The sequence below is a fragment of the Vibrio sp. 704 genome (genome assembly GCF_033339295.1).
On sequence record NZ_JAWOUH010000032.1, the window covers coordinates 1 to 24,872 of the forward strand.

Consider the following 24,872-nt stretch of genomic DNA (forward strand, 5'->3'; position numbering starts at 1 on the left):
TTAGGTTATTCGACGCCCAGTAACTTTATTGCGATGTTTCGTCGGGTCTATGGCGATTCACCCACGCGTTACTTTTCGAGTCGTGGCATATAGTTGCCAAGAGCTTACCTAAATTAGGTTCGTTTTTATGTACTGAGGTTTACATTCATTTACTCACGCAACATAAGCAAGTGCTTCTAGCTTCTTTCTGCCCGAATGAGCTGAAATCAATTTCGAAGTGGATAATAGATTCGTCGCGAACGCTACCATCTTGGTCGTAGAGTATTGGTTATCGAAACCATTAACTCATGTTAGTGAAAGGAAGTTCCTGAACCCTATAGTGCTTCTTTCACCAATCTTCTGTTTGGGCCATTATCTCTAACATCCAGACGCGAAATAGCATAAGATACACGGCCTTTACTAGCACTGAGCCACTCTTTGTAATGACAGATAAAACACAGCAAGCGACATTTGCCGATCTTGGCCTGATTCCAACATTAGTCGAGCGACTAGAAGCGTTGGAATACAGCCAACCGACGCCCATTCAATCCCGTTCTATTCCTGATATCCTTGAAGGGAAAGATATTATTGGTGGTGCCAATACGGGGTCTGGTAAAACCGCTGCTTTTTCGCTGCCAATCTTGCAAAAAATTGTTCAGCAAGACGAATCAAACAATCGCCGTGGCAACTTCGTTTCCCACCTGATTTTAGTACCAACTCGTGAGTTGGCATCACAGGTGGCATATAACGTCAAATCTTACTCATACCATCTCAGAGATAAGATCAAAACGGTTGCCGTATTTGGTGGTGTATCGGTGAACCCACAAATGCTGGCGCTTCGTGGTGGCTGTGACATCATTGTTGCAACGCCGGGTCGATTACTTGATCTGGTATCCAGTAACGCGATTAAGTTGGACCAAGTAAAAACGCTTGTTCTTGACGAAGCCGACCGTATGTTGAGCCTCGGATTTACCGAAGAACTGAATAAGATTCTTGCGTTACTCCCAGAGAAGAAACAGACGCTGTTATTTTCTGCAACTTTCCCTGATAAAGTGACGACGTTGGCTCAGCAGTTGCTCCGCGACCCTGTTGAAGTTCAGTTGCAGAGCGCAGAAGCCAGCACTTTGGTGCAGCGCGTGTTTAGTGTAAATAAAGGTGAGAAGACGGCGGTACTCGCGCACTTAATCAAACAGCATCAGTGGCGACAGACTCTGATTTTTGTGAATGCTAAGAATGCCTGTAATCATTTAGCTCAAAAGTTGTCAAAACGCGGTATTACCGCTGAAGTTTTCCATGGTGATAAAGGGCAGGGCGCTCGTACTCGTGTCCTTGACGGTTTTAAGTCTGGCGAGATTCAAGTTCTTATTGCCACCGATATCGCAGCACGCGGCCTTGATATAGAAAAACTTCCAGTGGTGATTAACTTCGATCTTCCGCGTAGCCCTGCTGATTATATGCATCGAATCGGTCGTAGTGGTCGTGCTGGTGAAGTAGGTTTAGGGTTATCTCTTATCGATTACGACGACTACCACCATTTCAAAGTGATAGAAAAGAAAAATAAGTTTCAACTTGAACGCGAGCAGGTAGTCGGTTTTGAAGTGGAAGACGATCAGAGTGAAGCCTACTTTTTACCAATGAAGCCGCGAGCGAAGCCGGCAGGTACGGGTAAAAAGAAGAAAAAGCGTAATCAATAGAAAACGTAAACTACATGTGAGTTTACTTACGGGAGTTGTTAGAGAAAAGGAATGCTCACTAGCTTGAGTCTTCGCTTCTAGCCATTCCTTTAAAGAACAATAGAGCCCTGCTGGAGCTACCAGTAGGGCTCTATTGCTTTTCAAGATAGTGTTATTGGCGACGAGCAGGGCGTCCGCGAGGTGAACGCTTTTTAAATGCAGACGCTGCTTTGGCTTGTGACTTAAGAATAGAGTCAACGGTTAGCGGCATTGGCTCTTTAGGTTCAAGGCCATGAGGGAAGGTACGAGCTCTTGGTGGTAAGTTGTATTCTTCTTCGCTCGCGCGTGGCATGCGCTTAAAGCGATAAAGGTAAAAGTTTTCTAATTTTTCTCTCGCCCATTCGGTTTTCTTTAAATACTTCACGCTACTTGCAATCGAAGGCTTAGTGTTAAAGCAATTAAAACGCATTGCTGTATCTAGAATGTCCCAGCCGTAAAAATCCACTAACTCTTGCAACATAGTCTCTAGCTTTAATCCGTGCAGTGGATTGTTCTGTTGCAGCTCGATTCTCTCTTCGTCAGTCATCATTTTTAAGGGCCTTACTCATTAAAGGGCGGAGTTTAACAAAGTATACAATGTAGAGATATCTATAGTTACTTTGCGATGGATGCGAGCACAGTGCTCTCTACCTTGAAAGTATAAATCGGAATTGGCCGCTCTACTTGGCTCTCTGCTCAAAAATGACTCTTAAAAGTTCAAGCGTCCCAGCTCGATGTTAAATTATTGTGTAATAAGTGAGATTTTTGTTGTTCTTTTACTAATGTCTAATATTCCTACCCATAGCAACACATGCTTAATAAGCTCAAAATCAAAATTGGTTCATGCCGCTTTCTTAGTATGGCCTAGAAGTTTGATGTGGGTGTTGTCTCGTATTGGTCGAAGGCCTGTCTACCAAGCGAAACTCTAGTTGACGTAGTTCAACGTTGAAACATAAAAGGATGACTCAATGTCTGACAAAAGTAAGACTTTTTACAGGGATGTGCGCAAAAAACCGCATGAATTTGAAAGCCGAGAAGACTTTCTAAATCATGATTTAACCGTCATGAGTTTCCGTCGCTGGGGAATTCATTTGCCTTCACGTGATTACAGTATTGAAATCGAAGACTGGGTACCGGCATTAGCAGCAACCATTGGTAAAGTGGTTATGGTCACTGCCATGGTTTCCGCTTTTGCTGCTCAGTTTGGTTTATCTCCGGAATTCATTGCAGAAAACGTGCGTTACGAATTACTTATCGCTGGAGCCCTGTTCGTCATCCTGTTTTCTGCCATCCTAAACCCGAATGCAAACTTAGCGGGAACCCATGGACCAATGATACCGCTGATTCCTACGATTGCAGCTGCAGGAGGGCACCCTCTCGCGCTAGGTTTGATGGTGTGTGTTTTTGGGTTAATTCTCGCCTTAACCAAAGGTGGCTCTAAACTCATGACTCTTACTGGTATCGGGGTTCGAGGAGGGTTGTTGATCTACCTTGGTGCCGTTGGGTTGCTCGGGCAAATTAATAAGACGGAAGCGTGGGCTGCAAGTACGGACCAAGGTTACATTTCGTTTGTGGTCATAGGCCTAACCGTTATGGTTTACGCTTACTTAGCCAAGATCAATAAACGTTGGCTCGCTATCCCATTGTGCTCTGCACTCGCGGGTATTGTTGCTTATTTGATGGGCGCTGAGTTTGCTTTTACCACAGAACCGGGCCTACCTAATTTCAGTCCATTCTACTGGTGGGGGGAAGATACAGGCTGGCAGCTAGGCTGGCCAACCCTAGAGCACTTTATTGCCGTGACTCCATTTGCTCTACTGGCAGTCGCTATGTGGTCCCCTGATTATCTCGGCCATCGTGTGTTTCAAGAACTTAACTACCCAAAAGAAGCGAAAGGTGTACTCATGGATGTCGACGACACGATGGTCGGAGCATCTGTTCGTCAGGGGGTTGGTTCACTCTTAGGGGGCGGAAACCTAGCTTCTTCTTGGGGAACGTACATGATTCCTGCCGCAATTGCCAAGCGTCCTATTCCAGGTGGCGCTCTGTTGACGGGTTTCATGTGTATTGCGGCGGCGGTAATTGGCTACCCAATGGATCTAGCAATGTGGGAACCTGTTCTGCGCGTTGCTTTGATTGTGGGTGTATTCTTACCACTCCTTGAAGCGGGTATGCAGATGATCCATAAGCATAAAGATTCACTCAGTGCAGGTATCTGTATTTTTGCCTGTGCATTCGTTAATCCAGTCTTCGGTTGGGCAATCACGATGCTGTTGGATAACCTCGGGCTTATCGGCGACCATGAGCGTGCTAACGAACTATCGCGCAAAGATAAATATCTGATTCCTGGCACTGCGTTTATCGTATGTGCAGGCTCCCTTGCTATTGTTGGTCAGCTTCCAGGCATTCCAGCTCTTATCGGTTAATCGAATTATGCTCTAAAGGTATAGTGAGAGCAGTGAGTAAAGGGACTTGCTTCTTAAAATAGTAGACAAAAACAAAAAGCTACCTAGTACCAGGTAGCTTTTTGCATGTAGGGTTAGGCTACGGAGTTAGGCTATATGAGTGATTCAATGCCGTATTTTGCGCCGTAGTGTTCAACGACAAAATCAATGTCTTTGTCACCACGGCCTGATAAGTTGATCAAAATCGAGCCGGTTTCTCCTTGCTGTGCGAGTTTAATTGCGTAAGCGACAGCGTGTGAGGATTCAATAGCAGGGATTATTCCCTCTTCACGAGACAGCTCAAAGAAGGCATCAATCGCTTCGTCATCACTGATTGAGCCGTAATTGACACGGCCAATGTCTTTTAAGTAACTATGCTGAGGCCCAACCGATGGGTAATCCAAGCCACTTGCTACAGAGTACACTTCCTGAGGTTCGCCTTGCGCATCTTTAAGCATGTAAGACTTAAATCCGTGCATGATACCTGGCTCACCGAGTGTGAGTGTTGCAGCATGCTCGCCAACCTTTTGCAAAGAGCGGCCCGCAGGTTCAACGCCGTGAATGGCGACTTGTTCATCCTCTAAGAAAGCAGTAAATAGCCCCATCGCGTTAGAACCACCTCCAACGCATGCGACGAGATTATTGGGTAACTTGCCGGTCATTTCTTTGAATTGAACTCGTGCTTCGTTACCGATAATTGATTGGAAATCTCTCACCATTTTAGGGAATGGGTGAGGGCCAACGACAGAGCCTATCGCATAAAGTTGTGTATCAGGATCTTTCAGATAAGCTTCGAATGCAGAATCTACCGCTTCTTTGAGGGTTTTGCGCCCATGAGTGGCAGGAATGACATTAGCACCAAGGATTCTCATGCGGACGACATTCGGATGTTCTTTGGCGATATCAACTTCACCCATGTAAATGTCGCATTTCAAGCCAACCAATGCCGCGGCTGTAGCAAGCGCAACACCGTGTTGCCCTGCGCCAGTTTCTGCAATTAGTTTCTTCTTACCCATCTTTTTAGCGAGAATGGCTTCCCCTAAGCAGTGGTTAATTTTATGTGCGCCTGTATGGTTTAAGTCTTCGCGCTTTAGGTAGATGTCTGCTCCGTATTTTTTAGACAAGTTTTCCGCATGGAAGATTGGGCTAGGTCGTCCAACAAAGTGCTTATACAGGCGAGCGAGTTCCGCTTTAAATTCAGGATCTTTGCTGCATTCCTCATAAGCTGCGTTGATGTCATGCATGATTTGTTCAAGCTCAGGTGGAACAAAGCTACCACCGTATTCACCAAAGTATCCTTCTTCGTTGGGCATAGTGAGATCAAACGAGTTTTTCATTATTTACATCCTAGTTAACGAAAGTATTGATACTTTTATACCCAAAATTTAGAAGTGGTTGTGTGATCAGTTGCTTAAATCAGAGTTCGCGATCTAGTGCACTAGTTAAAAAGTACAACTTGTGTAGGGGACAATAGTTGTGATGTAGAATCAGGTGGTTTGAATAGATGCAAAAAAGCCTCGAGAGATCCTAGGCTGTCATAAGAACCTCTCGAGGCAAACAGAATGCTGGAAATACACTCTGCGATGGTGTCTGGAAACAAAAATTAGATTCGTTTCCTTTGTCAGATATTAGGGTTTTAGAATGAGTCGATGTCAGCGAAATGTCACAAGTTAATTGCGGTATTAAAAGCTTATTTTTTATTTTTGATTAATGGATTAGAAAGTAACCTAAAACAGGCTAACCTACCGCGTGTTCCGCGTCTTTTAAGTTGGACATGATCTTTCTTTGTCTCGAATCGGCGTCTTTAACCAACACGTGCACTTTAGCTCCTAAAGTAAACGTGGCGCTCTGGCTGGAAATTTTTTGTTTGACTGCATCAAATTCGAACTCACCATTTTGGAAACTTGATAAAGGAATGAGACCTTCGGTTCGGTTCCTCTAACTCAACAAATACCCCGAAGTGTGTGACTCCACACGCTGTCCCTATGAAGTGTTGTCCGATAAATGGCTTCGTGTAATGACATTTCAGTGCTGACTCAACCTCTCAGCTAGGGATTATGTGCTCGTAGTTATTAGAATTTATTGATTGAGCAGATATATTTAATTTCATTTTTTCTCTTATATTCGCCAATCGCTTTTATTTTATAAACTTTATTTTTATGAGCAAAGCATGAGGCGAAGTGATTCAGATATGAATGAGATTAATTTAATTCCAAACTGGAATTGCAAGGTAGGTTGTGTGATTACCTAAAGATGTATACCAAAGTGACTTTATTGAAAGTGATTAATGATGGTGTGGGAGAGGTAAGTGATTTGGGTATATAAACTTAGATAGAGAATAGTAAGGGCAGTAATAAGTGGAAGGGGATTGTGGCACCAACAACATTGATGCCACACAAAGAATTACAGAGCAGTTACTTCAGCTGCTTGTAAACCTTTGTTACCTTGTTCAACAACGAACGATACTTTTTGGCCTTCAGTAAGAGTTTTGAAGCCTTCAGAAACAATAGAACGGAAGTGAACGAATACGTCATCACCGCCATTGTCTTGAGAAATAAAACCAAAACCTTTAGTTTCGTTGAACCATTTTACTGAACCAGTTAATTTATTAGACATAGATACCTCTATATTTGATTGTTTTAAATATTGAATTTTTAGCTAATATCAAGTGCTACTATATGATTTTAGAGATAACTATTTTGTCGCAGGAACGTAAACGAGGAATTCGATGTGGAACTGAGAGAAACTTTGATCTTTAATTACATTAATAGCTCTTTCCGTAAGAGCTGATGTGCAGTATACCGACAAAATTAATAAAGGCTAGCCTTTTCTTTTTTATTTTTTGAGTACACCAAGCGCATTGCTTTCAAAGCATACGCTTGGTGTATAAGACGGCGTGATGTTATAGGTGGCGTCGAGCGCTTAGTGTTTTCTGGTTGGGCCGTTACGAACGATGTCTTTACCATTGTCATATACGTGCTGCGAAACCCAGCGACCGAGGAGCAATTGGTGCTTTTCTCCTAATACGGCAACAAATGGACGACCATCGGTATTAGAGGTGGCTAGCGCAACGCCAGTGACACCTTCAAGGCCAAGAGCGCCGCTTTCTACTAAATGCAGAAATGCCTCTAACTCTTCAATCGTTTCGATTACATGGTTATCAATATTCATTGTATTCAATCTCTTCGAATTGCATTGCGGTCGCGTACTCTACCTAAGTTAAGCGTGGAAACCAAGCTTCTACGTGCGTCATGTAATGAGAGAACCTTGCCCTGCCACTAATCATCAATAAGTTAGTCTCGATAGTCCGGAACTTGCCTAGATTCAATGAGGCAGAAAACACTCTCTGGTTAGACATGAGTCACATAATGTTGTCTGGTTTATCTCATCAATACTTTTGCTATTGGATGGGGTAAAGGGGAGTGCAATAATTTGTAAAACTCTTTTCCTAAAGGCTGTTATGAAGAAAGTCCTGATTACCGGTTTTGAACCTTTTGGTGGTGACGCCATTAACCCCGCCTTAGAAGCGGTCAAGCAATTAGAGGCTGCGGCCATAAAAGGCGGTGTGATAGTTACTTGCCCAGTCCCCGTAGTTCGATATGACTCGGTGAAAGTCGTTATTGAAGCAATAGAAGCGCACCAGCCAGACTGTGTGATTACTGTAGGGCAAGCGGCCGGGCGTAGCGCGATAACCCCAGAGCGTGTCGCAATTAATGTCGATGATTTTCGTATTCCAGATAACGCTGGTCATCAGCCGATTGATGAACCCGTGGTGGCCGATGGTCCTGATGCTTACTTCTCGACGCTGCCGATAAAGCGTATTGTTCAAACGCTGCAAAAGCAGGGGATACCTAGCCAGATTTCCAACAGTGCCGGAACATTTGTATGTAACCACCTTTTTTATGGGATCCAACATTATCTAAAAGACAAACCTATTCGTCATGGGTTTGTTCATATCCCATTATTGCCAGAACAAGCAGTAGATGGCAGTCAGCCTTCCATGTCTCTGGAGATGATAGTCGAAGGGCTAAGGCTGGTGGCGCAAGTTTGTATTGCCAATGATAGCGATATCCTGGTAAGCGGTGGAACGATTTGCTAGTAAGTGTTTTAAAATCCAGTAAGTGTCTGAAAGATAATAATAAGCTCGTCGTTTGATGTTGTAGTAAATGTTAGCTTTGTCAAATTTCACAAGTAGCGAAAGGAGTAGCATTGAATAGTCAGGTTGGATGTTGTTCAAACTGGCATTCCTCTAGTACAGGAGGTGTTAGGGGCTAACTTTACGAAAGGCGAGTTATTATGAAAAGCAACAAAAGTAAGTCAATCGCACTTATCTCTGTCGTTGTTTTCGCGTTGGCTATTGCTGCGCTTAAATTCGAAAACACGCTCGGAGTTCTTCCCATCGTAGTCGCTATTATCGCGTTTTTTACTTGCGTTATTTATACCGGTAGGTACTTGTCCGATATGAAGCGTTCAGAGTTGATAAGTCAACCCAAACAAGCTCGAAAAATGTGTGCCAACGCATCACGCAATGAGCTTGATGAGTGCGATAAAAAGCGTTGAAGCGAGTCACATTCTCCGTATACTTTGCTGGAGCATTAATGCACTAACGTGTCGGAGATAAGCATGTCAAATCGAGTACCAACCAACATACTGACCGGATTTTTGGGTGTCGGTAAAACGACCACGATTTTAAATCTACTGAAGAACAAACCGGAAAAAGAAAACTGGGCGGTTTTGGTCAATGAATTTGGTGAGATTGGCATCGACGGTGCATTGATGACCGACCAAGGAGCGCTGATTAAAGAAGTGCCGGGTGGTTGTATGTGCTGCACTGCGGGTGTGCCGATGTCGGTAGGTATCACCGCATTATTGCGTCAAAAACCGGACCGTTTATTGATTGAGCCGACAGGCCTTGGTCATCCAAAACAGGTTATCGCGACGCTTACCTCACAGCAGTATGAACCTTACGTTGATCTTAAAGCGACGATTGCCTTGGTTGATCCGCGTAACTTAAGTGATGAAAAGTATCTTTCTAACCAAAACTTCGTGGACCAGTTAGACAGTGCAGATGTGGTTATTGGTAGTAAGGTTGACCTATGTTCCAGCCACGACCTTGATGTGTTTAATGACTGGGTGACGGACCAATCCCCTTCAAAAGTATTCAGTAAGCTTATTCATGACGGTGAGTTGCCGATAGAAGTCTTGGATATTGAACGGGTTTACGGCAGCGCTTCTTCCCATATCGAGTCACATCATCATGACCACGCTCATCAAGAGCCTCAATTCCAGTTGGCGCCTGGTGAAGCCTTTGTGCGCAAAGAGAACAAAGGGCAGGGTTATTTTAGTTGTGGGTGGTTGTTTGGGGCAGAGTATAAGTTTGATTTTGAAAAGCTTTTCTCTATGCTTTCGGACTTGACCGCAGAGCGTGTTAAAGCAGTGGTCAATACGGATCAAGGTTGTTACGCGTTTAATGTTGCCAACCGAGTCGTGTCGGTGAATGAAATCAGCTTAGAAGGCTTTGAATCACGATTAGAAGTGATAGATTCTCAGCTGTTGCCATGGGATGAGCTTGAGCGAATTCTCCTTCAGTTATCTGGCATCAAACATTAAATTGCGCAAAGGTTAAACGAAAACGGTGAACCACTGATATATCTGTGCTCACCGTTTTTTCTTTTGTAGGATTTCAATGAGAAAAGTGAGATAAATCACTCAAATTCGGGTATAGTGCACGGCTAAATTTTTAAAGCTATTTTTAGTGGTTTGTTTAAGGAATACGCTCAATGTCATTTTCATCTCAAGGTTTTGCGCCAGAAGTGGTTAAAGCACTGGCAGAATGCGGTTATGAAAAGTTAACGCCAATTCAACAGAAGGCGATTCCAATGGCTCGCAAAGGCCATGATATTTTCGCTACAGCACAAACAGGTACTGGTAAAACGGCTGCGTTTTCTCTGCCTATGATTCAGCAGCTGCTAGACAGTAACCGTAGCGCTTCTCGTAAGACTGCTCGCGCACTTATCTTGGCTCCAACTCGTGAGCTTGCTGAACAAATTGCTGACAACATCAAAGCTTACACGAAGTACACGAACCTGTCGGTGGCTGCGATTTTCGGTGGCCGTAAAATGTCTTCTCAAGTAACGGCATTAGAAAACGGTGTCGATATCCTAGTGGCTACACCAGGTCGATTGGAAGAGCACATTGAACAAGGTAATGTCTCGGTCGCACACTTAGAGTTTTTAGTGTTTGATGAAGCAGACCGTATCTTGGACATGGGCTTTATTCACGCAGTACGTAAGATCATGCTAGATGTGGATACTGATCCGCAAATTATGATGTTTTCAGCAACGACTTCGAGCCAACTAAATCTGTTAGCAAAAGATATCCTGCGTAAGCCTAAGCGTATTGAAGTTGAGCGAGCGAATACGACAGCACAGACAGTTGCTCACGTGTTATATCCAGTTGATCAAGAGCGAAAAACGGAACTGCTTTCGGAGCTGATTGGTCGTAAGAACTGGAAACAAGTGTTGGTATTTGTGAACTACAAAGAGACCGCAAACGACGTTGTAAAAGAGCTGAAACTTGATGGTATCAAAGCGGTGGTTTGTCATGGTGACCGTGCTCAAAGTGCTCGTCGTCGTGCGTTAGAAGAGTTCAAGTCCGGTAAAGCACGTGTCATGGTGGCTACCGATGTCGCTGCTCGAGGTCTAGATATTGAAGATTTACCTCACGTTGTGAACTATGACATGCCTTTCCTAGCGGAAGATTACGTTCACCGAATTGGTCGTACAGGCCGTGCAGGTAAACAAGGCCATGCTGTTTCATTTGTAAACCGAGATGAAGAGCTCACGGTTGTTCAGGTTGAAAATCTAATCCAGCAGCGAATTCGCCGTATTGAGCTTGCAGGCTATGAACCAAAACAGCGTGAATCTTACATTGAAAAGCTGCACTCAAAACCAGCGTTTAAGAATCGTCAAGGTCGTCGTAATAACCCGAACCAGTCGGCAACAGACCAAGGGTCGGCAGAGCGTCGTCTTGCTATGGTGAAGCGCCTGAAAGCGCGTCGTGGCGCAAAGTAAATTACATCCGTTTTAGATGAAAAGAGCCCCTCAATATAGGGGCTTTTTTTGTTTTGTCGTTTCGCGTTAATTTAGGCCAAGCATATTTGGCTCACCACGATAAATAATGCGATCGTTTCCTCGGTGAATACCAAACGTAACTGTAACAGGTGGATTTTCCTCTTCACTTGTCGTGTTATCCCAATCGTATTTCAGCCAAGGGATGCGATTACCTGAGCCGTCTAAATCCAGGTGGAATTGTATTTGCTCGCGTGCTGAGTCAATTTGGCTTGCAACGATATCGGTCATTCTGCCAATACTCATCGTTCCAACGCCAGAAAGCAGGGCGTTGTTTGCTAGCGCATGAGACCAAATTGGCGTGCTGAAGTAATATTCACCACTCGCCGTTGTTGAGCTGTCATCGAAGTTAGTCGTAAATCGACCGTTTTGCCAAATTTCCACATCAAGTGGCACTTTGATCACCATGCCTTGGTTGCCACCTACATCTTGAAAGTTCAAACGACCGAATCGAATGTCTGGTTGTTTTGTGAGCACTTCGCTATCGTCGAAGAAGTTTACCTCATCAACGGCTTTAGTCGTGACTAAACCTATTTGGCTGCTGTCACTGTTAGTCCCTTTATTAAATGGGCCATCAGGGTATTGTTTATCTGTCGTGTTCTTTTTCCAACATGGGCTATTGTTACAAGTCGCATTGGTCGAGGGCTTCTCGATCACAAACGTTCCAACACTCGCGCTACCCAGTAGTTTCCAGTCTACCTTCTTAGGCTTAGGCGGCAAAAACCGATCGGAGTATGAGCTTAGCTCGCCTAAGTCGAAATGTTGTTGAAGGTTAGATGAAAAGTGGACGTAGTTCTTCACGTTTTCCTTATTCGCATTGAGTGCGACAACATCGTAAGTGACTTTCTCAAAAGGTTGATTCATGTAAGCAAAAGTTTGGCCATGTGGGTAGTGCCATTCTTGGTCTTGCACTTGAAAATATTTTGGGTAAAAACGACCGATGTAACGATAGCTTTCGTTCACAGTCATACCTAGATATTTACTTTCTAGGTTTGCTTTTACTCTCAAGCTCCCGACTTCTTCCCAATATAATCCATTAAAGACGAATTGATCATTCTTGGCTGAATTATGCACCTGAGCCAGTGAGTCACTACTTTTTAGCAATTTTGAGGTTTGGTTCGCTGTCTCTGATGGAGTATGTTGCTCACTCGACAAGACAACCGATGCTGCTGGAGCGTCATCAAGCATAAAATTACGGGTGATAGAGGCATCACAATAACGTGCTGATTCAACAGAACCACTTACAGAGCCGTCAGTTTGCCAAATGATCGGCTTCACTGTTAGAGAGAAAAGTTCTCCGGCGGCAATAAACCCATCTCCTTGTTCAGAGGTGCCAGAAGGCAAAGCACGTTGGTTGTCACAGATAGCGAATGTCCATGGTCGCGAGTGCACATTAAATGTCCCTTTCACTTCCACTTTGCCTTCTTCAGGGCACTCTTCAAATCCCTCACATTCAAAATGATCGGACAATGTCACTTCAAATATGCCGGACTCGTTCGTGACAAGACCATGTTCAGACAAGCCGTCTTTAAATTCCGCTGAATAGCTAAAGTTTCCTTCACTTCCTCCTAATGGTTGAACCAATGGATGAAAAACCTTAGGAGTACCATTGTAGTTGCTTGCGACTACAGGTTCGCCGGTGGAAGCACAAGCAAGCAATCGCGTATGCACGTTTTCTGGTTTACCTGCAATAACGCGTATTTCATTTAAAGTGGCGCTTTTCGTCTTTGAGTAGGCCTCAAACATAAATGGCGTAAACATAAAGCTAACCGTTTGATGCTTGCTGGTGTCTTCTGCCATAGTGAAAGTCAGCGTGTAGTTAGTACCTAACGCGATGGTATCAATATCGTTCGGGACCACTCGAACAACGAGCTCACCATTGTCGTCAGACATAAATTGGTTTGCTTTTAATGTCTGCTGACCTTTGATCACCTCTAAAGTGAACAAGTCAGGGTGTGATAGGGCTGCACTGACTTCTGCGCTTACAACTTCTCCATTATTGGTTGTCATTGCTGTAAATTGCGGAAGATCGTCGCCGCACATCAGTGCCATGTCGTCCGATGGTGTGACGCTGAGGTCGAAGTCGTTCTCTGATGGAGGCGTAATTTTACATTCAGGGATATAAGAAGGAATAGGGCAAGTTGTTGGTGTTTGATTTGCGTAACTACAATTGGGTTCATCAATGCCACAATAGTGGTTGAAATTTGAACTTGATTCTAGGGTGGCTGTCACACTACCACAAATAGAAGTATTGGAGTTATTAATTGAAAAATGCATTGCCGAAATAGCTTGCTTATTCGCATATATTTTGGTCGTGCCAAAACCTGTATCTACAGTATGTCCCTGAGATGTCAAAGAACCAAAAACTGTCGTATTATTAAGATTTATCCCCGATAGAGCATTAATGTTGCCCACAACTATTGGTGTATTAGAAAGCGACGATTCCAGTTGATTAATTTCTACTTTTGTTCCTTTTGATTTGATATCACCGCAGAACATACCAGATTCGATGTACACGTCACTTTGAGCAATGATGTTGCCATTAAGGACGTTGTGCTCTCCGTAAAACTCGACAGAACGGCCATTTCCACCAACACCATTGGTTTCTATATCTCCTTCGATTTCACTATCAGTTATTTTTATAGAACCTAAAGCAGAGACATTACCTAGTACGTAGCTATTACCATTAATTTTTAACCAAGTTCCTTTAGCTTTGATGTTTATAGGGCTTTCCTTTGAGCCTATGACATTCTGCCCACGGAGTGTTATGGAACCATGAGCGGTTAAAGACGATGAGCTTTGACTACTATTTATAATTTGATCGCCTTTCGGGAGAACAATATTTGTAGTGCAATCGTAAGTAGAACCCGTTACATGAATGGTTCCGTTTTTACAAAAGGCAACATTAGTGTTTGACTTGATATCTGCTAAGCCATAAGTGGTGGCGTGTGAGGTTAGCGGTAAAAAAAGAACCGCAGTGAAAATACTGCAAAGACGCATCATCAAATGTCCTAATGAGTGGAACAAGATGGCATCAAGCGAGCGTGAGCAAATGCTCACTGAAATTGGAATAGCTGCGGTAATTTTTTGTTTTGAAGCAGCTTAGTTATTGAACTTTGGTTATTTTTTATTTCGTATGTCATACCAAAGTTTAGCGGCCTTATTACAACGTAAGTGTCAGGTTAGTTCAAGAGGCCAGTGTGATGTGTGTCGATTTATATGTGTAACTATTTGTTAGTTAAGGATAATAAGTAAGCATGTTGGTTCAGAATCAGGAAGGAAGCGATCCTGATTCTGAATGTTTATAACGCTATGCAGCGTGAACGATGAGTGGAGCCATCTGATATAACTCTTCTAGTATGGCTTTCGTTTGTCTCGAATAGACCAGGCAATCTCGATCGCCAACGAGCTGAATTGCCCTCACTTTACCTGCAACCAGACATTGCCTAATCGTGCGTAGAACCATTTGGATATCAATTTCTGACGCGCCATCAAGGCTGTTTTTGGTTTTTAGAGATCCAAGGTCGATGCTAATGATTATTTGGTCGCAGTGGTCTAGGTAATTGCCGATCTGTTGCTTAACGTTATTGCGATGACGAAAAGAAAACTCTTTCTCGGTCACCCAATCACAACCTTGATCTTCCGCGTATTCCCACGTTTCCTGCTTCGTCTCTTGCTCACAGACGCCAGCAAAAAACAATCGTACGTTTTGATAGCGAGAAAGAGCAAAATGGAATGCAGAGCCTAAGCGTGGCTCAAGTGTCGGCTTCAAGTTCATGTTATGCCCGATATTTACGACACCCACTTCGTCTCGATAGGATACGACCACAGGTAACATTGACAAGATTGCCTCGGTACAGTTGGTCACTAAAACGGGAATAGAATGACGAGAAAGCGAAAGACTTAACGCTTCCTGAAACTCGCCATTTTCCAGCTTGTCGTGGTTGAAGTGACCAAAGTTTTCAGCGGTTTCATGATCATGTTGTTGGTAAAGCCAATCACTAGCATTTTCCAAACTTTGATCAGCTAATTCAAACGCACCCTTCGACATAGGAGGTAAATACTCGCACACTGTCATAAAAGAAAAAGGGTAATGTTGCGGCTGTTTCACTGTGTGATGGAGTTTATAGCGTTTGAAAAAGCTTAACATGATGAATTACCTTTCTGGTGGTAGTGCCCTTGCCGCTTGCAGTACATGTAAAATAATGCGCTGCTTATCCTTTTCGACTCGGTGGGCCGGAGCCATCACCGAGACTGCGCCAATCAGTTTGCTTCCTTTCATTACCGGTGCGCTTATACCTGAAACACCAGGGTCAATCTCAGAAGTACTGACGGCATATCCGTGTTTACGGATGGTTGTGAGCTCTTTTTCCCACTCGTCGCGTCGGTGATCTTGATTAAAATATCTCAAGATTTTCTCGCATCGACTTTGAGGCATAAAAGCGAGCATCACTTTAGATGAGGCACCGCGCAGCAGAGGTTGACTTTGACCCTGGACGAAGCTGCAACGCAGCGCCTGCATACTTTCTTTCTGTCTGACACAAAGCGCACGATAACCAGCTGGTACCATATAAGCGGCCATTTCCCCGGTTTGTTGTACCAACCTAGCCAGTATGGTTTCGACCATGTCGAGCCCATGTTGCGCGGTCTCATAGCTGTGCATGAGTAATAATGCCGCTGGACCAACGACAAATGTCTTGTCGTGAACGCTTTCTTCGATCAAGTTCCACTCTTTAAGCAGTTTTAAGTGTCGGTAAAGGCTGCTTAAAGGAACGTTCAATTGCTCGCTTAGCGCTTTCGCAGAAACTGGGAACGGACTAACTGCAACTTGCATTAACAACTGCAGTGATTTTTCGTTTACCTGGTTAGCATTAGCTTTGTTTGTCGTCATGAGAGTGTTGTAACGTGTTGTAGGAGTTACGACAAATATAATTCTTAATTACTGAGAAAAGAAAAATAATTTTAATGGGTAATTCTTACATGATGAGAAACAGACCGGTAAAGACTTTCGCAAGTACCGATAGACATAACATGGTGTCGAATTAAAGTCTCAGGTTTGAGGCGCTTGATACTAAATTGGAACAGGAGTGAATAAGACATTGTTTAGTTTGCGGTATTACTCAGCGTTTCGCATACTGAGTTAATCCAAACAAATAATGTTAAAAAACGTGAGTTGCTAGCGGGTATCGGAATCGAGGTACCATCTCAGTAAATCGGTTTTATAAAAGGTTACTTTTATATGCTGAATAAGGCGATTTTTAAAAAAGCCATCATTTTCCTTCTGCCTATTCCCTTGGTTATTGGAGAAGTTTTGTATTTAGCTCGTGAAAGCGTGCAAAACAATCTCAATCATTTATTAGAAAAAAATGTGCAAATTGCAGATGAAATTTTATTCCAAATAGAGACAGAAAACCGCACGGCGCTGCTACACCCTGAACGATGTGAAGAGCTCCAGCAAAGCTTAATGTTTGAACGAGATATTGAAGAAATGCTCATTGTGAAAGAGGGAGTCATTACTTGTTCTTCGAAATTGGGAAGTATCTCTAAACCGTTAGCTGAGCACATCGCCTTTCCCAAGGGACAAACGCTAGCGCTTGGTAGTGTTGATAGCTTGTACGATCAGTTCTTGCTAGTGGTAACGGAGGGAGAGCGGGGTTATCAAGCCGTAACGATTATCGATCATGACTACTTTAATGCAACAATAGGGTTTAACAACGATTTACGCCTAAAACGCTCTGCGCTGTTTATCCATGATCAAGTTTCACCTGAAGGAGCATTAAGAGCGGGAAGTAATCCTATCGGTATCAAATCGTCGCAAATGTTTGAGTATGAAGCTTTGAGCGAAGCTAGCGATCTTTTCGTCAAACAGAGAACACTTTCCTATTTTTTGTACTCAATTCCAATTATTTTCGTTATCTACCTTTGCTTGTATGCGTTGAATAAGTTTATTGATCCCCATCGCAATTTGATACTGGATCTTAAAAGAGCGATAAAAAGAGGAGAGTTGACCCTGTATTACCAACCGCAAGTTAACGTTGATACCGGCCAGTTATTCGGGTTTGAAGCGCTAGTGCGATGGGAGCATCAAAGTAAGGGGTTCATTTCTCCGGATGAGTTTGTCCCTGCGGCAGAGCAAAGTGGATTGGTTTTTTTACTTACTGATTTCGTTCTGGATAAAGCGGCAGAGGACTTCAGTAAATTAGGCTTTGATCAGCCTGTCCACCTTGGTATTAACGTGCCGCCTGGTTATTTAGTCGGACCAAACGCGATCAGAAAAATTCAATTGCTCGACAGACAGTTGAGCCGAAACAAAGTCTCATTAGGGGTAGAGATAACGGAGCGTCAGCTCATTGATTCAGAGGCGAGAAAATGCATTGCAGCGCTGCGAGTGCATGGTATTGATGTGCTGATCGATGATTTTGGAACTGGCCAAACCTCGTTAGCATTTCTACAGCACATGCGCATAGATTACTTAAAAATCGATAAGTGCTTTGTCGAAACCATTGGTATTCCTAGCCTTAGTGCTTCTGTCTTAAAAGCGATGGTTCACTTCGCGGAAGAATTACAAGTACAATTGATCGCTGAAGGCGTGGAAACCATAGCGCAAGCTGAACACTTAAAGAAGATGGGAGTGAGATATCATCAGGGATACCTATACTCCAAACCATTACCTTATGAGCAGCTTGCGCAGCGAAGTCATTATGATTGGTAGACGTTAGCTCTATAACACTGAGCATTTTCATCAAACACAAACTCTAACTCATTTTTGATGCTATCTAAGCGGTCTTCTTGGTAGTGAGACACATACAATAGTTGGCTTAAATTCTCTCTAGCGATGAGCTCAAGTGTGTTCTTAACTAACCGTCTACCCAAAAAATCTAACCCTTGATACGGCTCGTCCAAAATCAATAATGTGGGTTGTTTCACGATGGCTCTTGCAATCAGTAATAGTCGCTGCTGACCGTACTCTAATTGCTTGAATGAGGTTTTTTTGTACTGGCTCATATGTAAGATATCGAGCCACTCGTTTGCAATATTCATCTCTTTGCGAGTTGGCTGGTTATACAACCCAATCGAATCGTAAAATCCTGACAAAATGACTTCTAATGCGCTGCAATTGACTCGATATTGGAGGTGTAGCGCTGAAGACACCATACCGATATGCTGCTTAATTTCCCAGATTGTCTCGCCAGTACCACGCTTTTTACCAAAAATATCAATGTCATTGCTGTAGCATTGCGGATGATCGCCAAAGATCAATCCAAGTAAGGTACTCTTTCCACAACCATTTGGGCCTTTGACCTGCCAATGTTGGCCCTTGTCTATGCGCCAGTTCAAGTCAGTAAAAATCTTCTTATCGGTGTATTCAACAGTCCCATTCTTTAGTTCAAATATTGGGTTGTTGAATGGCGTCGAGTGCTGATGCTGACGTATCAAGCTCATCATTTCTTCACTCTGTTGCTCTGACTGAGATTTTATTTGTCCAATGATTGGATGATTATCCCAACTGGACTTATCCATTGTACTATCAAGCTTTCCTGCACTGAAAAGCGCGATGCTATTGATCCACTCAGGCATGTCAGATTCGCGAGAGAAGGTTACGAGTAGTTGCACATTTTGAGAAAGCGAGTGTAAATAGCGAGCGAGAGCAGCTCGGTGCGCAATATCTAAGCCAGTAAATGGATTATCGAGTAATACTAAGTCAGGTTGTGTGGCTAAAGCTCGGGCGAGCATTACTCTTCTGGTTTCTCCGGTAGAGAGAACGCGGAAGCCACTATCTTTAAGATGACTTAGGTCGAGATCATTAATTAGCTGTTCAGTTAAGTTGGTGTCTTGGCTCTGCTCTAGGATTAATGAATAAACAGTGCTCCCTTGGTCGATACGATCAAGAAAATCCGTATCATCCTTTTCTAATTCTCTTTCCAGTAATCGCTGTTGCTCTGATAACGACACTTGCGCAACGGACAGCCCATTTAGCTCAATTTCCCCACTATTTGGTGACATTTCATCACAAATAAGGTCTCCAAGCAGAGAGCCAATATCTCCATCCGCGCTGAATATCCCCCAAGACTGCTGAGTGTTAATTTTCCAATCGTCAATAAACAAGTGTGTCGTGTTTCTCTTAGCTGCAAGCTGACGAAAGTGAATAGTCATTGTGTTTGTCTTCCCTGTTTTCGTTTTAGTGGATTACTTATAACAATTTACGAACTCAGTACGGAAGCGCTTTTGTGTATTAATTTTGAACAGTGCTCAGTCTTGTGCATATTAACGAAGCCTTGTAGTAGAGGATAAAAATGCGACTAGAGTCATTAAGTAACAAGTAAACTTGTCAATAATTTTGTTTTATTTTTGAATCAACCTATCATTATGCATGTATATGTTATGCTGATAAATTCATATTTGCCGTTTGTTAATTAATCAATGTAAGGACACATGTTTATGAGTGAAACGGAATACGATTACCCTTCGAGTTACAGCCTAGTTTCCATTACCGATACCTCCAGTTACATCAAATATGCCAGTGAAAACTTTAATGAAGTCGCGGGGTTTGATGAAGGGGAGCTTATCGGTAAACCCCACAATGTTGTGCGTCATCCTGATATGCCAAAACAGGCTTTTAAAGATTTATGGACTCACCTGAAAACTGGCAAACACTGGATGGGAATGGTCAAAAATCGACGTAAAAACGGCGGCTATTATTGGGTTGACGCGTTTGCTTCTCCTATAAAATCTAATGGTGAAGTTGTGGAATACCAATCAGTGAGATTTAAACCTGAGCGTATACACATCCAGCGAGCGGAAAAAGCGTATTCGAAGCTTCGAAATAATCGTAAGCCGTGGAAAATGTATCTTCCTCGTACACGTTTGTGGATGAGATCGGCCTTCTTCCTTTTAATTTCAAACCTTCTTGGCTTACTCATTCTACAAATGAATCAATCACCAGTGATAGCGTTTGGCGTTGTTGCGTTACTTTCCGTTTTCTCTATTTATGTATTAACCAGACCAGTTGAGAAGCTCGCTAAACAGGCTAGGCAAGACTTCAACAATCCACTCATGGAATATATTTATTGCGGAAGAATCAACGATCTGGCTGAGATTGAGCTGGGTATGAAGATGCGTAAGCAATTTGCAAATGCGCTATTGGGGCGCGTTGGCGTGTCTGTAAAAGACTCTTGCGAAGAAACGCGCGCAAGTGCTAACAGTGCTGCGACAAATAGCCAGCAAGTGACGGAGAACTTAAGCGCACAGAAAGTGGAGATTGACTCGGTCGCAACAGCGGTCAACGAGATGCAAGCCTCTTCATCTGAGATATCAAATAATGCTCAAGCGACCGCCGAGGCTACGTTAGAAGCGCAAAATACGATGATAGACAGCCGTAGCGTTATCGATAATGTTAACCAATCGGTTTTAGAGTTGGTGGGTGAGCTCGGCGAAATATCTAAAGTGGTCATACGTTTGAACCAACAAACCGAGCAAATTGGAACCGTTGTTGAAGTCATCAATGGTATTGCCGAACAAACTAATTTATTAGCGTTGAACGCTGCAATTGAAGCCGCGAGGGCAGGCGAACAAGGCAGAGGGTTTGCCGTTGTAGCAGATGAAGTGAGAACCTTAGCTAAAAGAACTCAGGAATCGACAACAGAGATTAAATCGGCCATTGAAGGGATTCAAAATGGGAGCAAATCAGCGGTTTCTGCGTTAGAGAAAGGTAATGAAATGTCGACCGGAACGGTAACATTGTTAGGTACTGCTTTGGATAGCATTCAACAATTGGAATCCCTTGTTCAGGACGTCGTCGAACGAAACCAACAAATTGCGGTCGCGATAGAAGAGCAGGTTTATGTAACGGATGAAATAAATGAAAACATCCAGTCGCTTAATTTAAAGTACAGTGAATCGTATGAACTGATGACTGAAACGAATCATATGAACACCAAAGTGCAAAATTGCACCAATGACCTGTCTGAAATGATTAAGAAGTTTGCTTAAACTTTAGAAAATCGAAGTTAAAAGCCCGCTAAACATTAGCGGGCTTTTAACTGGAATATAGTGAAGTGCCGGATTCGTTTACGAGCGAGGATTTCTAAATCTCGTTTTTTAAGAGCTAAAACGACGAAAGCTCGCAATAAATGCGAGCTCTCTAAATAAGTGGCGGAGAGATAGGGATTTGAACCCTAGATACGCTATTAACGTATGCCGGTTTTCAAGACCGGTGCTTTCAACCACTCAGCCATCTCTCCGTTGTGGGCGGTATAATAAGGAGCATAGTCCGACTTGTAAAGTGCTGAATTATAATAGAAGTACTGTTTGCTTGTTTTATGATCACTGATGTGATGTTGGACAGTTTGAAAACGGAGTGAAAAAGGGACAAAAAGTACCAATTTATAGAGTTTTTACTTTATATTGGCGCACGTCAATAAAATGGTGTTTTATTGTTATCTTGCTGATATATAAGACATAACATGCTTTTAGGGTACATGTGTTCGCCCGAAAGTATTTGCAAGACTTTGTGAACTAATTCAAAATTAACTGGTATAGCCAGTTGTGCTTAGAATTCTTAAGGGTGTTTATGAAGGTCACAAATCTATTTAAAGACAAAGTTGATGCGATTTCTGCTCATCAATCCGAGTTTATGAATTGGATGTCTCCAACGTTACGCGATTATTGGAGTGACTTTTTGGGGAAAGCTCAAAATAGCTTTCTTTTCTCAAAAGTTCGTGATCACCAGCAGCCAGCCGTCAACGAAGAAGTTGCACCTCAACCTGCACCGATCGTAATGGCACCTGAGGCTGAAAAGCTTTATGACGAGTTAAGTGAAAAAATTGGCGAAGTTATTCACACTGGTGATTGGGTTCATGTGTCTCAAGAACGTATTAACCAATTTGGTGCGGTAACGGAAGACATGCAATGGATTCATACCGATCCAGAGCGTGCTTCAACTGAATCTCCATTTAAGACAACTATCGCTCATGGCTTTTTAACATTAGCATTGCTGCCTAAACTGACGGATTCAGTCGATCCAGACAAGCCAATGTTCCCAACAGCTAAAATGGTAGTTAACTTGGGTTTAAACCAAGTCCGTTTCCCTTACCCTGTCAAAGCAGGCAATAATGTTCGTGCAGTCAGCACGTTAACAAAAGTAACGCCAATCAAAAAAGGTTTGGAGATTGAGCGCGAAATTAAAGTGGAAATTGAAGGTATTCGTCGACCTGGTGCGGTTGTGGTCTCTGTAATTCAACTGCATTTCTAATTCCGAAACCGGATAGAACACGACATAGTAAAAGAGAGCATCAGGGTGCTCTCTTTTTCATTTTTACTGATTAAAGTTTTTTACTGGCGTATAACCGTAATCTGCAATCGCTTTTTGTCCCTGCTCTGAACGAAGGAAAGCGATAAAACCTTTACCTGCATCGCTAATCTTATCTACTTTGTATAGCACTAGGAATGGTCGCGCCAACTTGTACTTATGATTGCTAATGTTTGTCGAGGTTGGGTCAATACCATCTAACTGAATCGCCTTGATCGAGCGATCTACTGACCCTACAGAGATAAAACCAATGGCGCGAGTGTTATGGTTAACAATGGTTTTTACCATGCTGTTGCTGTTTACAACCAAGTTGTTTGGGCTGATATCCGAGACAAGGCGATCATTAACGATTTTGGTCAGTCCCAGCAAGCTTTCGAAGCTGTAACGTGAACCTGAAGACGCTTCTCTAGTAACCACCGCGATAGGCTGATCTGCGCCCCCGACCTCTTTCCAATTCTTAATCTTACCTTTGTAAATATCAAACAGCTGTTGCTGAGAAAGGTTTTCTACAGAGTTGGTACGGTTTACAACAACAGCGAGGCCATCATAAGCGATAGGGTATACATTGAGATCTTCACCTTTTTCGCTTTCAGTCAGATAGCGAGAGCTCATGCCTATTTCGGCTACTCCTTTATTGACCATGGTGATACCAGCACTCGAACCAATGCCCTGAACAGCAACGTAATCGTCTGGGTGTGTTTTGTTGTATTCCTCAGCAAGTACATCCATCACACGAGCAACCGACGTTGAACCTGAGATGTTGATTTCTTTTGCAATGGTAGGGAGGGAGACTGCTATGGCCAATAACGTCGCCACAGTAAAACGTAACATATTAAACTCCATATACGGGATAAAGCAGAGTTTATGATATTGCGTTCAGGTTACACTTTTGTGAACTGTTAGCGCTAAACAAAGGAATTGTTTCTAGTCAAGAGGTGATGGAGCTAGCGTTTCCAAGTGGATTGAGATGATAATCTGGGCAAATGATAATATAGCTATCTTATACTTGAGTTAGGTAGATAACTACCATCGGTGATGATGTAAAGGTTATATACTAGGATTGGCAGCTCTAACTATCATCCATCGGGAGAACGTTGATGTCAGTGTCCCAAATGGCGACAAGTCGTTTATACAAATCAGTTCAATCGCTCTGCTCTGCGCGTAATGCTAACTTGCCTGTCGAACAGGGCAAGTGCCTCTATGAGCTAGTAGAAAATGGCGTTGAGCTTCATCGGGCGCATTTTCTCCTCGACTCCCAGCATAGCGAGTATACTTCTCCCGTCGCGAAGATCATGTTTGATGAGGACAACCAACTTTGGTATTTCTATGTTCCCACATATCACAATGAGCTGTTAAGGTGGGTGCCTTATAAGCCACTTCCATTTAGCCGAATGCTTGAGGACTTACTCAACGAGTTGGAGCGCGATCCTCAAGCGTGTTTTTGGGAATAGGGCGAGCCCAACGGATGCGAATGCCGACATGATTTATACTTTAGGCCTAACGACTTGGTTTCTAAAGTCTTTGGGGGTCATGTTGTAAACGGATTTAAATGCTGTACTGAAATGCGCTGCACTTTTAAAACCAGACTCAAACGCTATTTCTGTTATTGATTTTTCTGACTTGCGCAGTTGGGTTGCTGCGAAGTTTATCCGTTTCACCTTTAATATCTGAGAAAACGAAAGATCATCTGCGGCGAGGCGACGTTTTAAGGTCGCAATGGACATGCTCATATGAGCCGCTAAGCCTTCTAGCGTGATGTCTTTTTCAATATTACCCTCAATGTACTTAATGGCTTTTTGAGAGTCGCTCAGGCTACTTGCGTCATCTATGATAGATAGGATGTTTGGCTCTACCTCAACCATCAACGACAGCAATGCCATTGCGATATGGCTTTGTGTGTAGTCTGGAGCGTTGCGACTCGCTAACTTAACCAACATGTCCTTCAATTGTGCTACTTCGCCACTGGATTGCGTTGAAAAAGGATAGAAGCGCCTTTCTTCCGTTTTGGAACGTAGCATCGGGTGCGCTTTCTTAAAGTCACAGAATATATTTGGATTGAAGACTAAAGCCAGTGCTTTAAAGCCTCCGTCACTAGAGACGGCTTCTGCACTGCTCAGATCTGCGGAGTTATAGAGTGTGAAATCTCCGGCTTTAAGTTCAAATTGCTCGCCATTAGGTTGATGAACTAATAGGGCACCTTCTTCAACAATATATAACCCATTATGTGTTGCAGTGTAACGCTCACTTTTGCGCGCAGTGAAGTGATTAAAGCGAATGATCTCAATGTTCGGCATACTCT

At 43.2% G+C, this 24,872-nt stretch carries 20 protein-coding genes, 1 tRNA gene and 2 pseudogenes; 11 read left to right on the plus strand and 12 right to left on the minus strand.

The genetic code is table 11. From position 1 onward, the window contains the following. Both R7R24_RS23425 and R7R24_RS23430 read left to right on the plus strand, forming a co-directional pair. Positions 1–93 (plus strand): annotated as a pseudogene (locus R7R24_RS23425) (AraC family transcriptional regulator); the annotation flags it as partial. A 329-nt stretch (positions 94–422) separates the two neighbouring features. Beyond that, positions 423–1,673 (plus strand): DEAD/DEAH box helicase, encoded by a 1,251-nt coding sequence (locus R7R24_RS23430; RefSeq protein WP_005375545.1) that lies wholly within the window; start codon positions 423–425, stop codon positions 1,671–1,673. Positions 1,674–1,824: 151 nt separating this feature from the next. Here the strand turns inward: R7R24_RS23430 and R7R24_RS23435 are convergent, their stop codons facing one another. Further along, complete coding sequence (locus R7R24_RS23435) at positions 1,825–2,241, minus strand: VF530 family DNA-binding protein (RefSeq protein ID WP_005375544.1); 417 nt, start codon at positions 2,239–2,241, stop codon at positions 1,825–1,827. 418 nt (positions 2,242–2,659) lie between these two features. On the opposite strand from R7R24_RS23435, the gene R7R24_RS23440 reads away from it, so the two are divergent. Continuing rightward, a complete protein-coding gene (locus tag R7R24_RS23440) occupies positions 2,660–4,117 on the plus strand; it encodes a DUF3360 domain-containing protein (RefSeq protein WP_318119657.1) in 1,458 nt (485 codons plus the stop codon). A 131-nt stretch (positions 4,118–4,248) separates the two neighbouring features. Here the strand turns inward: R7R24_RS23440 and trpB are convergent, their stop codons facing one another. The 4 genes and pseudogenes from trpB to R7R24_RS23460 all read right to left on the minus strand — a co-directional run bounded on the left by trpB (position 4,249) and on the right by R7R24_RS23460 (position 7,306). Further along, positions 4,249–5,472: a tryptophan synthase subunit beta gene (gene trpB, locus R7R24_RS23445; protein ID WP_005375643.1), complete on the minus strand. Its 1,224-nt coding sequence runs from the start codon at positions 5,470–5,472 to the stop codon at positions 4,249–4,251. Between the two features lie 400 nt (positions 5,473–5,872). Next, a pseudogene (locus R7R24_RS23450) lies at positions 5,873–6,179 on the minus strand (S1 RNA-binding domain-containing protein); the annotation flags it as partial. 359 nt (positions 6,180–6,538) lie between these two features. After that, the gene (locus tag R7R24_RS23455) at positions 6,539–6,751 is read right to left on the minus strand and encodes a cold-shock protein (protein WP_005375644.1); all 213 of its coding nucleotides are present in this window, start codon (positions 6,749–6,751) and stop codon (positions 6,539–6,541) included. A 306-nt stretch (positions 6,752–7,057) separates the two neighbouring features. Further along, a complete protein-coding gene (locus R7R24_RS23460) occupies positions 7,058–7,306 on the minus strand; it encodes a hypothetical protein (protein WP_005375646.1) in 249 nt (82 codons plus the stop codon). Positions 7,307–7,595: 289 nt separating this feature from the next. On the opposite strand from R7R24_RS23460, the gene pcp reads away from it, so the two are divergent. The 4 genes from pcp to R7R24_RS23480 all read left to right on the plus strand — a co-directional run bounded on the left by pcp (position 7,596) and on the right by R7R24_RS23480 (position 11,208). After that, complete coding sequence (pcp, locus tag R7R24_RS23465) at positions 7,596–8,234, plus strand: pyroglutamyl-peptidase I (protein WP_191115873.1); 639 nt, start codon at positions 7,596–7,598, stop codon at positions 8,232–8,234. Positions 8,235–8,431: 197 nt separating this feature from the next. Then, entirely contained in the window at positions 8,432–8,695 is a 264-nt protein-coding gene (locus tag R7R24_RS23470) for a hypothetical protein (protein WP_053303741.1), read from the plus strand. A gap of 63 nt (positions 8,696–8,758) precedes the next feature. Next, a complete protein-coding gene (locus R7R24_RS23475; protein ID WP_017821090.1) occupies positions 8,759–9,745 on the plus strand; it encodes a CobW family GTP-binding protein in 987 nt (328 codons plus the stop codon). Between the two features lie 170 nt (positions 9,746–9,915). Further along, entirely contained in the window at positions 9,916–11,208 is a 1,293-nt protein-coding gene (locus R7R24_RS23480; protein ID WP_025768979.1) for a DEAD/DEAH box helicase, read from the plus strand. Positions 11,209–11,274: 66 nt separating this feature from the next. Here R7R24_RS23480 and R7R24_RS23485 read toward each other — a convergent pair whose 3' ends face one another. The 3 genes from R7R24_RS23485 to R7R24_RS23495 all read right to left on the minus strand — a co-directional run bounded on the left by R7R24_RS23485 (position 11,275) and on the right by R7R24_RS23495 (position 16,156). Then, on the minus strand, positions 11,275–14,265 hold the full coding sequence (locus tag R7R24_RS23485; RefSeq protein WP_411978823.1) for a DUF6701 domain-containing protein: 2,991 nt from the start codon (positions 14,263–14,265) through the stop codon (positions 11,275–11,277). A 310-nt stretch (positions 14,266–14,575) separates the two neighbouring features. Next, entirely contained in the window at positions 14,576–15,415 is an 840-nt protein-coding gene (locus R7R24_RS23490; protein WP_086047306.1) for an arginase, read from the minus strand. Positions 15,416–15,421: 6 nt separating this feature from the next. Further along, positions 15,422–16,156, minus strand: coding sequence for an IclR family transcriptional regulator (locus R7R24_RS23495; protein ID WP_053307814.1), 735 nt, complete (start codon positions 16,154–16,156; stop codon positions 15,422–15,424). A 348-nt stretch (positions 16,157–16,504) separates the two neighbouring features. Here R7R24_RS23495 and R7R24_RS23500 point away from each other — a divergent pair, with 348 nt between their 5' ends. Continuing rightward, positions 16,505–17,977, plus strand: coding sequence for an EAL domain-containing protein (locus R7R24_RS23500; protein WP_053307813.1), 1,473 nt, complete (start codon positions 16,505–16,507; stop codon positions 17,975–17,977). On the opposite strand, the gene modF is transcribed toward R7R24_RS23500, so the two are convergent. Further along, positions 17,965–19,419, minus strand: a complete 1,455-nt coding sequence (modF, locus tag R7R24_RS23505; protein ID WP_064354613.1) for a molybdate ABC transporter ATP-binding protein ModF — start codon at positions 19,417–19,419, stop codon at positions 17,965–17,967. The genes R7R24_RS23500 and modF overlap by 13 nt on opposite strands. A gap of 285 nt (positions 19,420–19,704) precedes the next feature. On the opposite strand from modF, the gene R7R24_RS23510 reads away from it, so the two are divergent. Then, positions 19,705–21,255, plus strand: a complete 1,551-nt coding sequence (locus R7R24_RS23510; RefSeq protein ID WP_033907145.1) for a PAS domain-containing methyl-accepting chemotaxis protein — start codon at positions 19,705–19,707, stop codon at positions 21,253–21,255. A 160-nt stretch (positions 21,256–21,415) separates the two neighbouring features. On the opposite strand, the gene R7R24_RS23515 is transcribed toward R7R24_RS23510, so the two are convergent. Beyond that, positions 21,416–21,506, minus strand: a tRNA-Ser gene (locus R7R24_RS23515). A gap of 329 nt (positions 21,507–21,835) precedes the next feature. On the opposite strand from R7R24_RS23515, the gene R7R24_RS23520 reads away from it, so the two are divergent. After that, on the plus strand, positions 21,836–22,516 hold the full coding sequence (locus tag R7R24_RS23520) for a MaoC family dehydratase (protein WP_318119659.1): 681 nt from the start codon (positions 21,836–21,838) through the stop codon (positions 22,514–22,516). 63 nt (positions 22,517–22,579) lie between these two features. Here R7R24_RS23520 and R7R24_RS23525 read toward each other — a convergent pair whose 3' ends face one another. Further along, positions 22,580–23,404, minus strand: coding sequence for a phosphate ABC transporter substrate-binding protein (locus R7R24_RS23525; protein ID WP_017635752.1), 825 nt, complete (start codon positions 23,402–23,404; stop codon positions 22,580–22,582). Positions 23,405–23,670: 266 nt separating this feature from the next. On the opposite strand from R7R24_RS23525, the gene R7R24_RS23530 reads away from it, so the two are divergent. Beyond that, positions 23,671–24,024, plus strand: a complete 354-nt coding sequence (locus R7R24_RS23530) for a DUF3024 domain-containing protein (RefSeq protein WP_017635751.1) — start codon at positions 23,671–23,673, stop codon at positions 24,022–24,024. Positions 24,025–24,057: 33 nt separating this feature from the next. On the opposite strand, the gene R7R24_RS23535 is transcribed toward R7R24_RS23530, so the two are convergent. Then, positions 24,058–24,867: a helix-turn-helix transcriptional regulator gene (locus R7R24_RS23535; RefSeq protein ID WP_191115870.1), complete on the minus strand. Its 810-nt coding sequence runs from the start codon at positions 24,865–24,867 to the stop codon at positions 24,058–24,060. Between the last annotated feature and the right edge of the window lie 5 nt (positions 24,868–24,872).

What these genes read in the sequence shown, in the direction of transcription:
- R7R24_RS23525 (WP_017635752.1), bottom strand. Translation starts at nt 23,404, where the DNA reads ATGTTACGTTTTACTGTGGCGACGTTATTGGCCATAGCAGTCTCCCTC.
- R7R24_RS23475 (WP_017821090.1), top strand. Translation starts at nt 8,759, where the DNA reads ATGTCAAATCGAGTACCAACCAACATACTGACCGGATTTTTGGGTGTC.
- R7R24_RS23470 (WP_053303741.1), top strand. Translation starts at nt 8,432, where the DNA reads ATGAAAAGCAACAAAAGTAAGTCAATCGCACTTATCTCTGTCGTTGTT.
- R7R24_RS23440 (WP_318119657.1), top strand. Translation starts at nt 2,660, where the DNA reads ATGTCTGACAAAAGTAAGACTTTTTACAGGGATGTGCGCAAAAAACCG.
- R7R24_RS23480 (WP_025768979.1), top strand. Translation starts at nt 9,916, where the DNA reads ATGTCATTTTCATCTCAAGGTTTTGCGCCAGAAGTGGTTAAAGCACTG.
- R7R24_RS23435 (WP_005375544.1), bottom strand. Translation starts at nt 2,241, where the DNA reads ATGATGACTGACGAAGAGAGAATCGAGCTGCAACAGAACAATCCACTG.
- pcp (WP_191115873.1), top strand. Translation starts at nt 7,596, where the DNA reads ATGAAGAAAGTCCTGATTACCGGTTTTGAACCTTTTGGTGGTGACGCC.
- R7R24_RS23460 (WP_005375646.1), bottom strand. Translation starts at nt 7,306, where the DNA reads ATGAATATTGATAACCATGTAATCGAAACGATTGAAGAGTTAGAGGCA.
- R7R24_RS23455 (WP_005375644.1), bottom strand. Translation starts at nt 6,751, where the DNA reads ATGTCTAATAAATTAACTGGTTCAGTAAAATGGTTCAACGAAACTAAA.
- R7R24_RS23495 (WP_053307814.1), bottom strand. Translation starts at nt 16,156, where the DNA reads ATGACGACAAACAAAGCTAATGCTAACCAGGTAAACGAAAAATCACTG.
- R7R24_RS23510 (WP_033907145.1), top strand. Translation starts at nt 19,705, where the DNA reads ATGAGTGAAACGGAATACGATTACCCTTCGAGTTACAGCCTAGTTTCC.
- modF (WP_064354613.1), bottom strand. Translation starts at nt 19,419, where the DNA reads ATGACTATTCACTTTCGTCAGCTTGCAGCTAAGAGAAACACGACACAC.
- R7R24_RS23485 (WP_411978823.1), bottom strand. Translation starts at nt 14,265, where the DNA reads ATGCGTCTTTGCAGTATTTTCACTGCGGTTCTTTTTTTACCGCTAACC.
- R7R24_RS23430 (WP_005375545.1), top strand. Translation starts at nt 423, where the DNA reads ATGACAGATAAAACACAGCAAGCGACATTTGCCGATCTTGGCCTGATT.
- trpB (WP_005375643.1), bottom strand. Translation starts at nt 5,472, where the DNA reads ATGAAAAACTCGTTTGATCTCACTATGCCCAACGAAGAAGGATACTTT.
- R7R24_RS23530 (WP_017635751.1), top strand. Translation starts at nt 23,671, where the DNA reads ATGTCAGTGTCCCAAATGGCGACAAGTCGTTTATACAAATCAGTTCAA.
- R7R24_RS23490 (WP_086047306.1), bottom strand. Translation starts at nt 15,415, where the DNA reads ATGTTAAGCTTTTTCAAACGCTATAAACTCCATCACACAGTGAAACAG.
- R7R24_RS23535 (WP_191115870.1), bottom strand. Translation starts at nt 24,867, where the DNA reads ATGCCGAACATTGAGATCATTCGCTTTAATCACTTCACTGCGCGCAAA.
- R7R24_RS23520 (WP_318119659.1), top strand. Translation starts at nt 21,836, where the DNA reads ATGAAGGTCACAAATCTATTTAAAGACAAAGTTGATGCGATTTCTGCT.
- R7R24_RS23500 (WP_053307813.1), top strand. Translation starts at nt 16,505, where the DNA reads ATGCTGAATAAGGCGATTTTTAAAAAAGCCATCATTTTCCTTCTGCCT.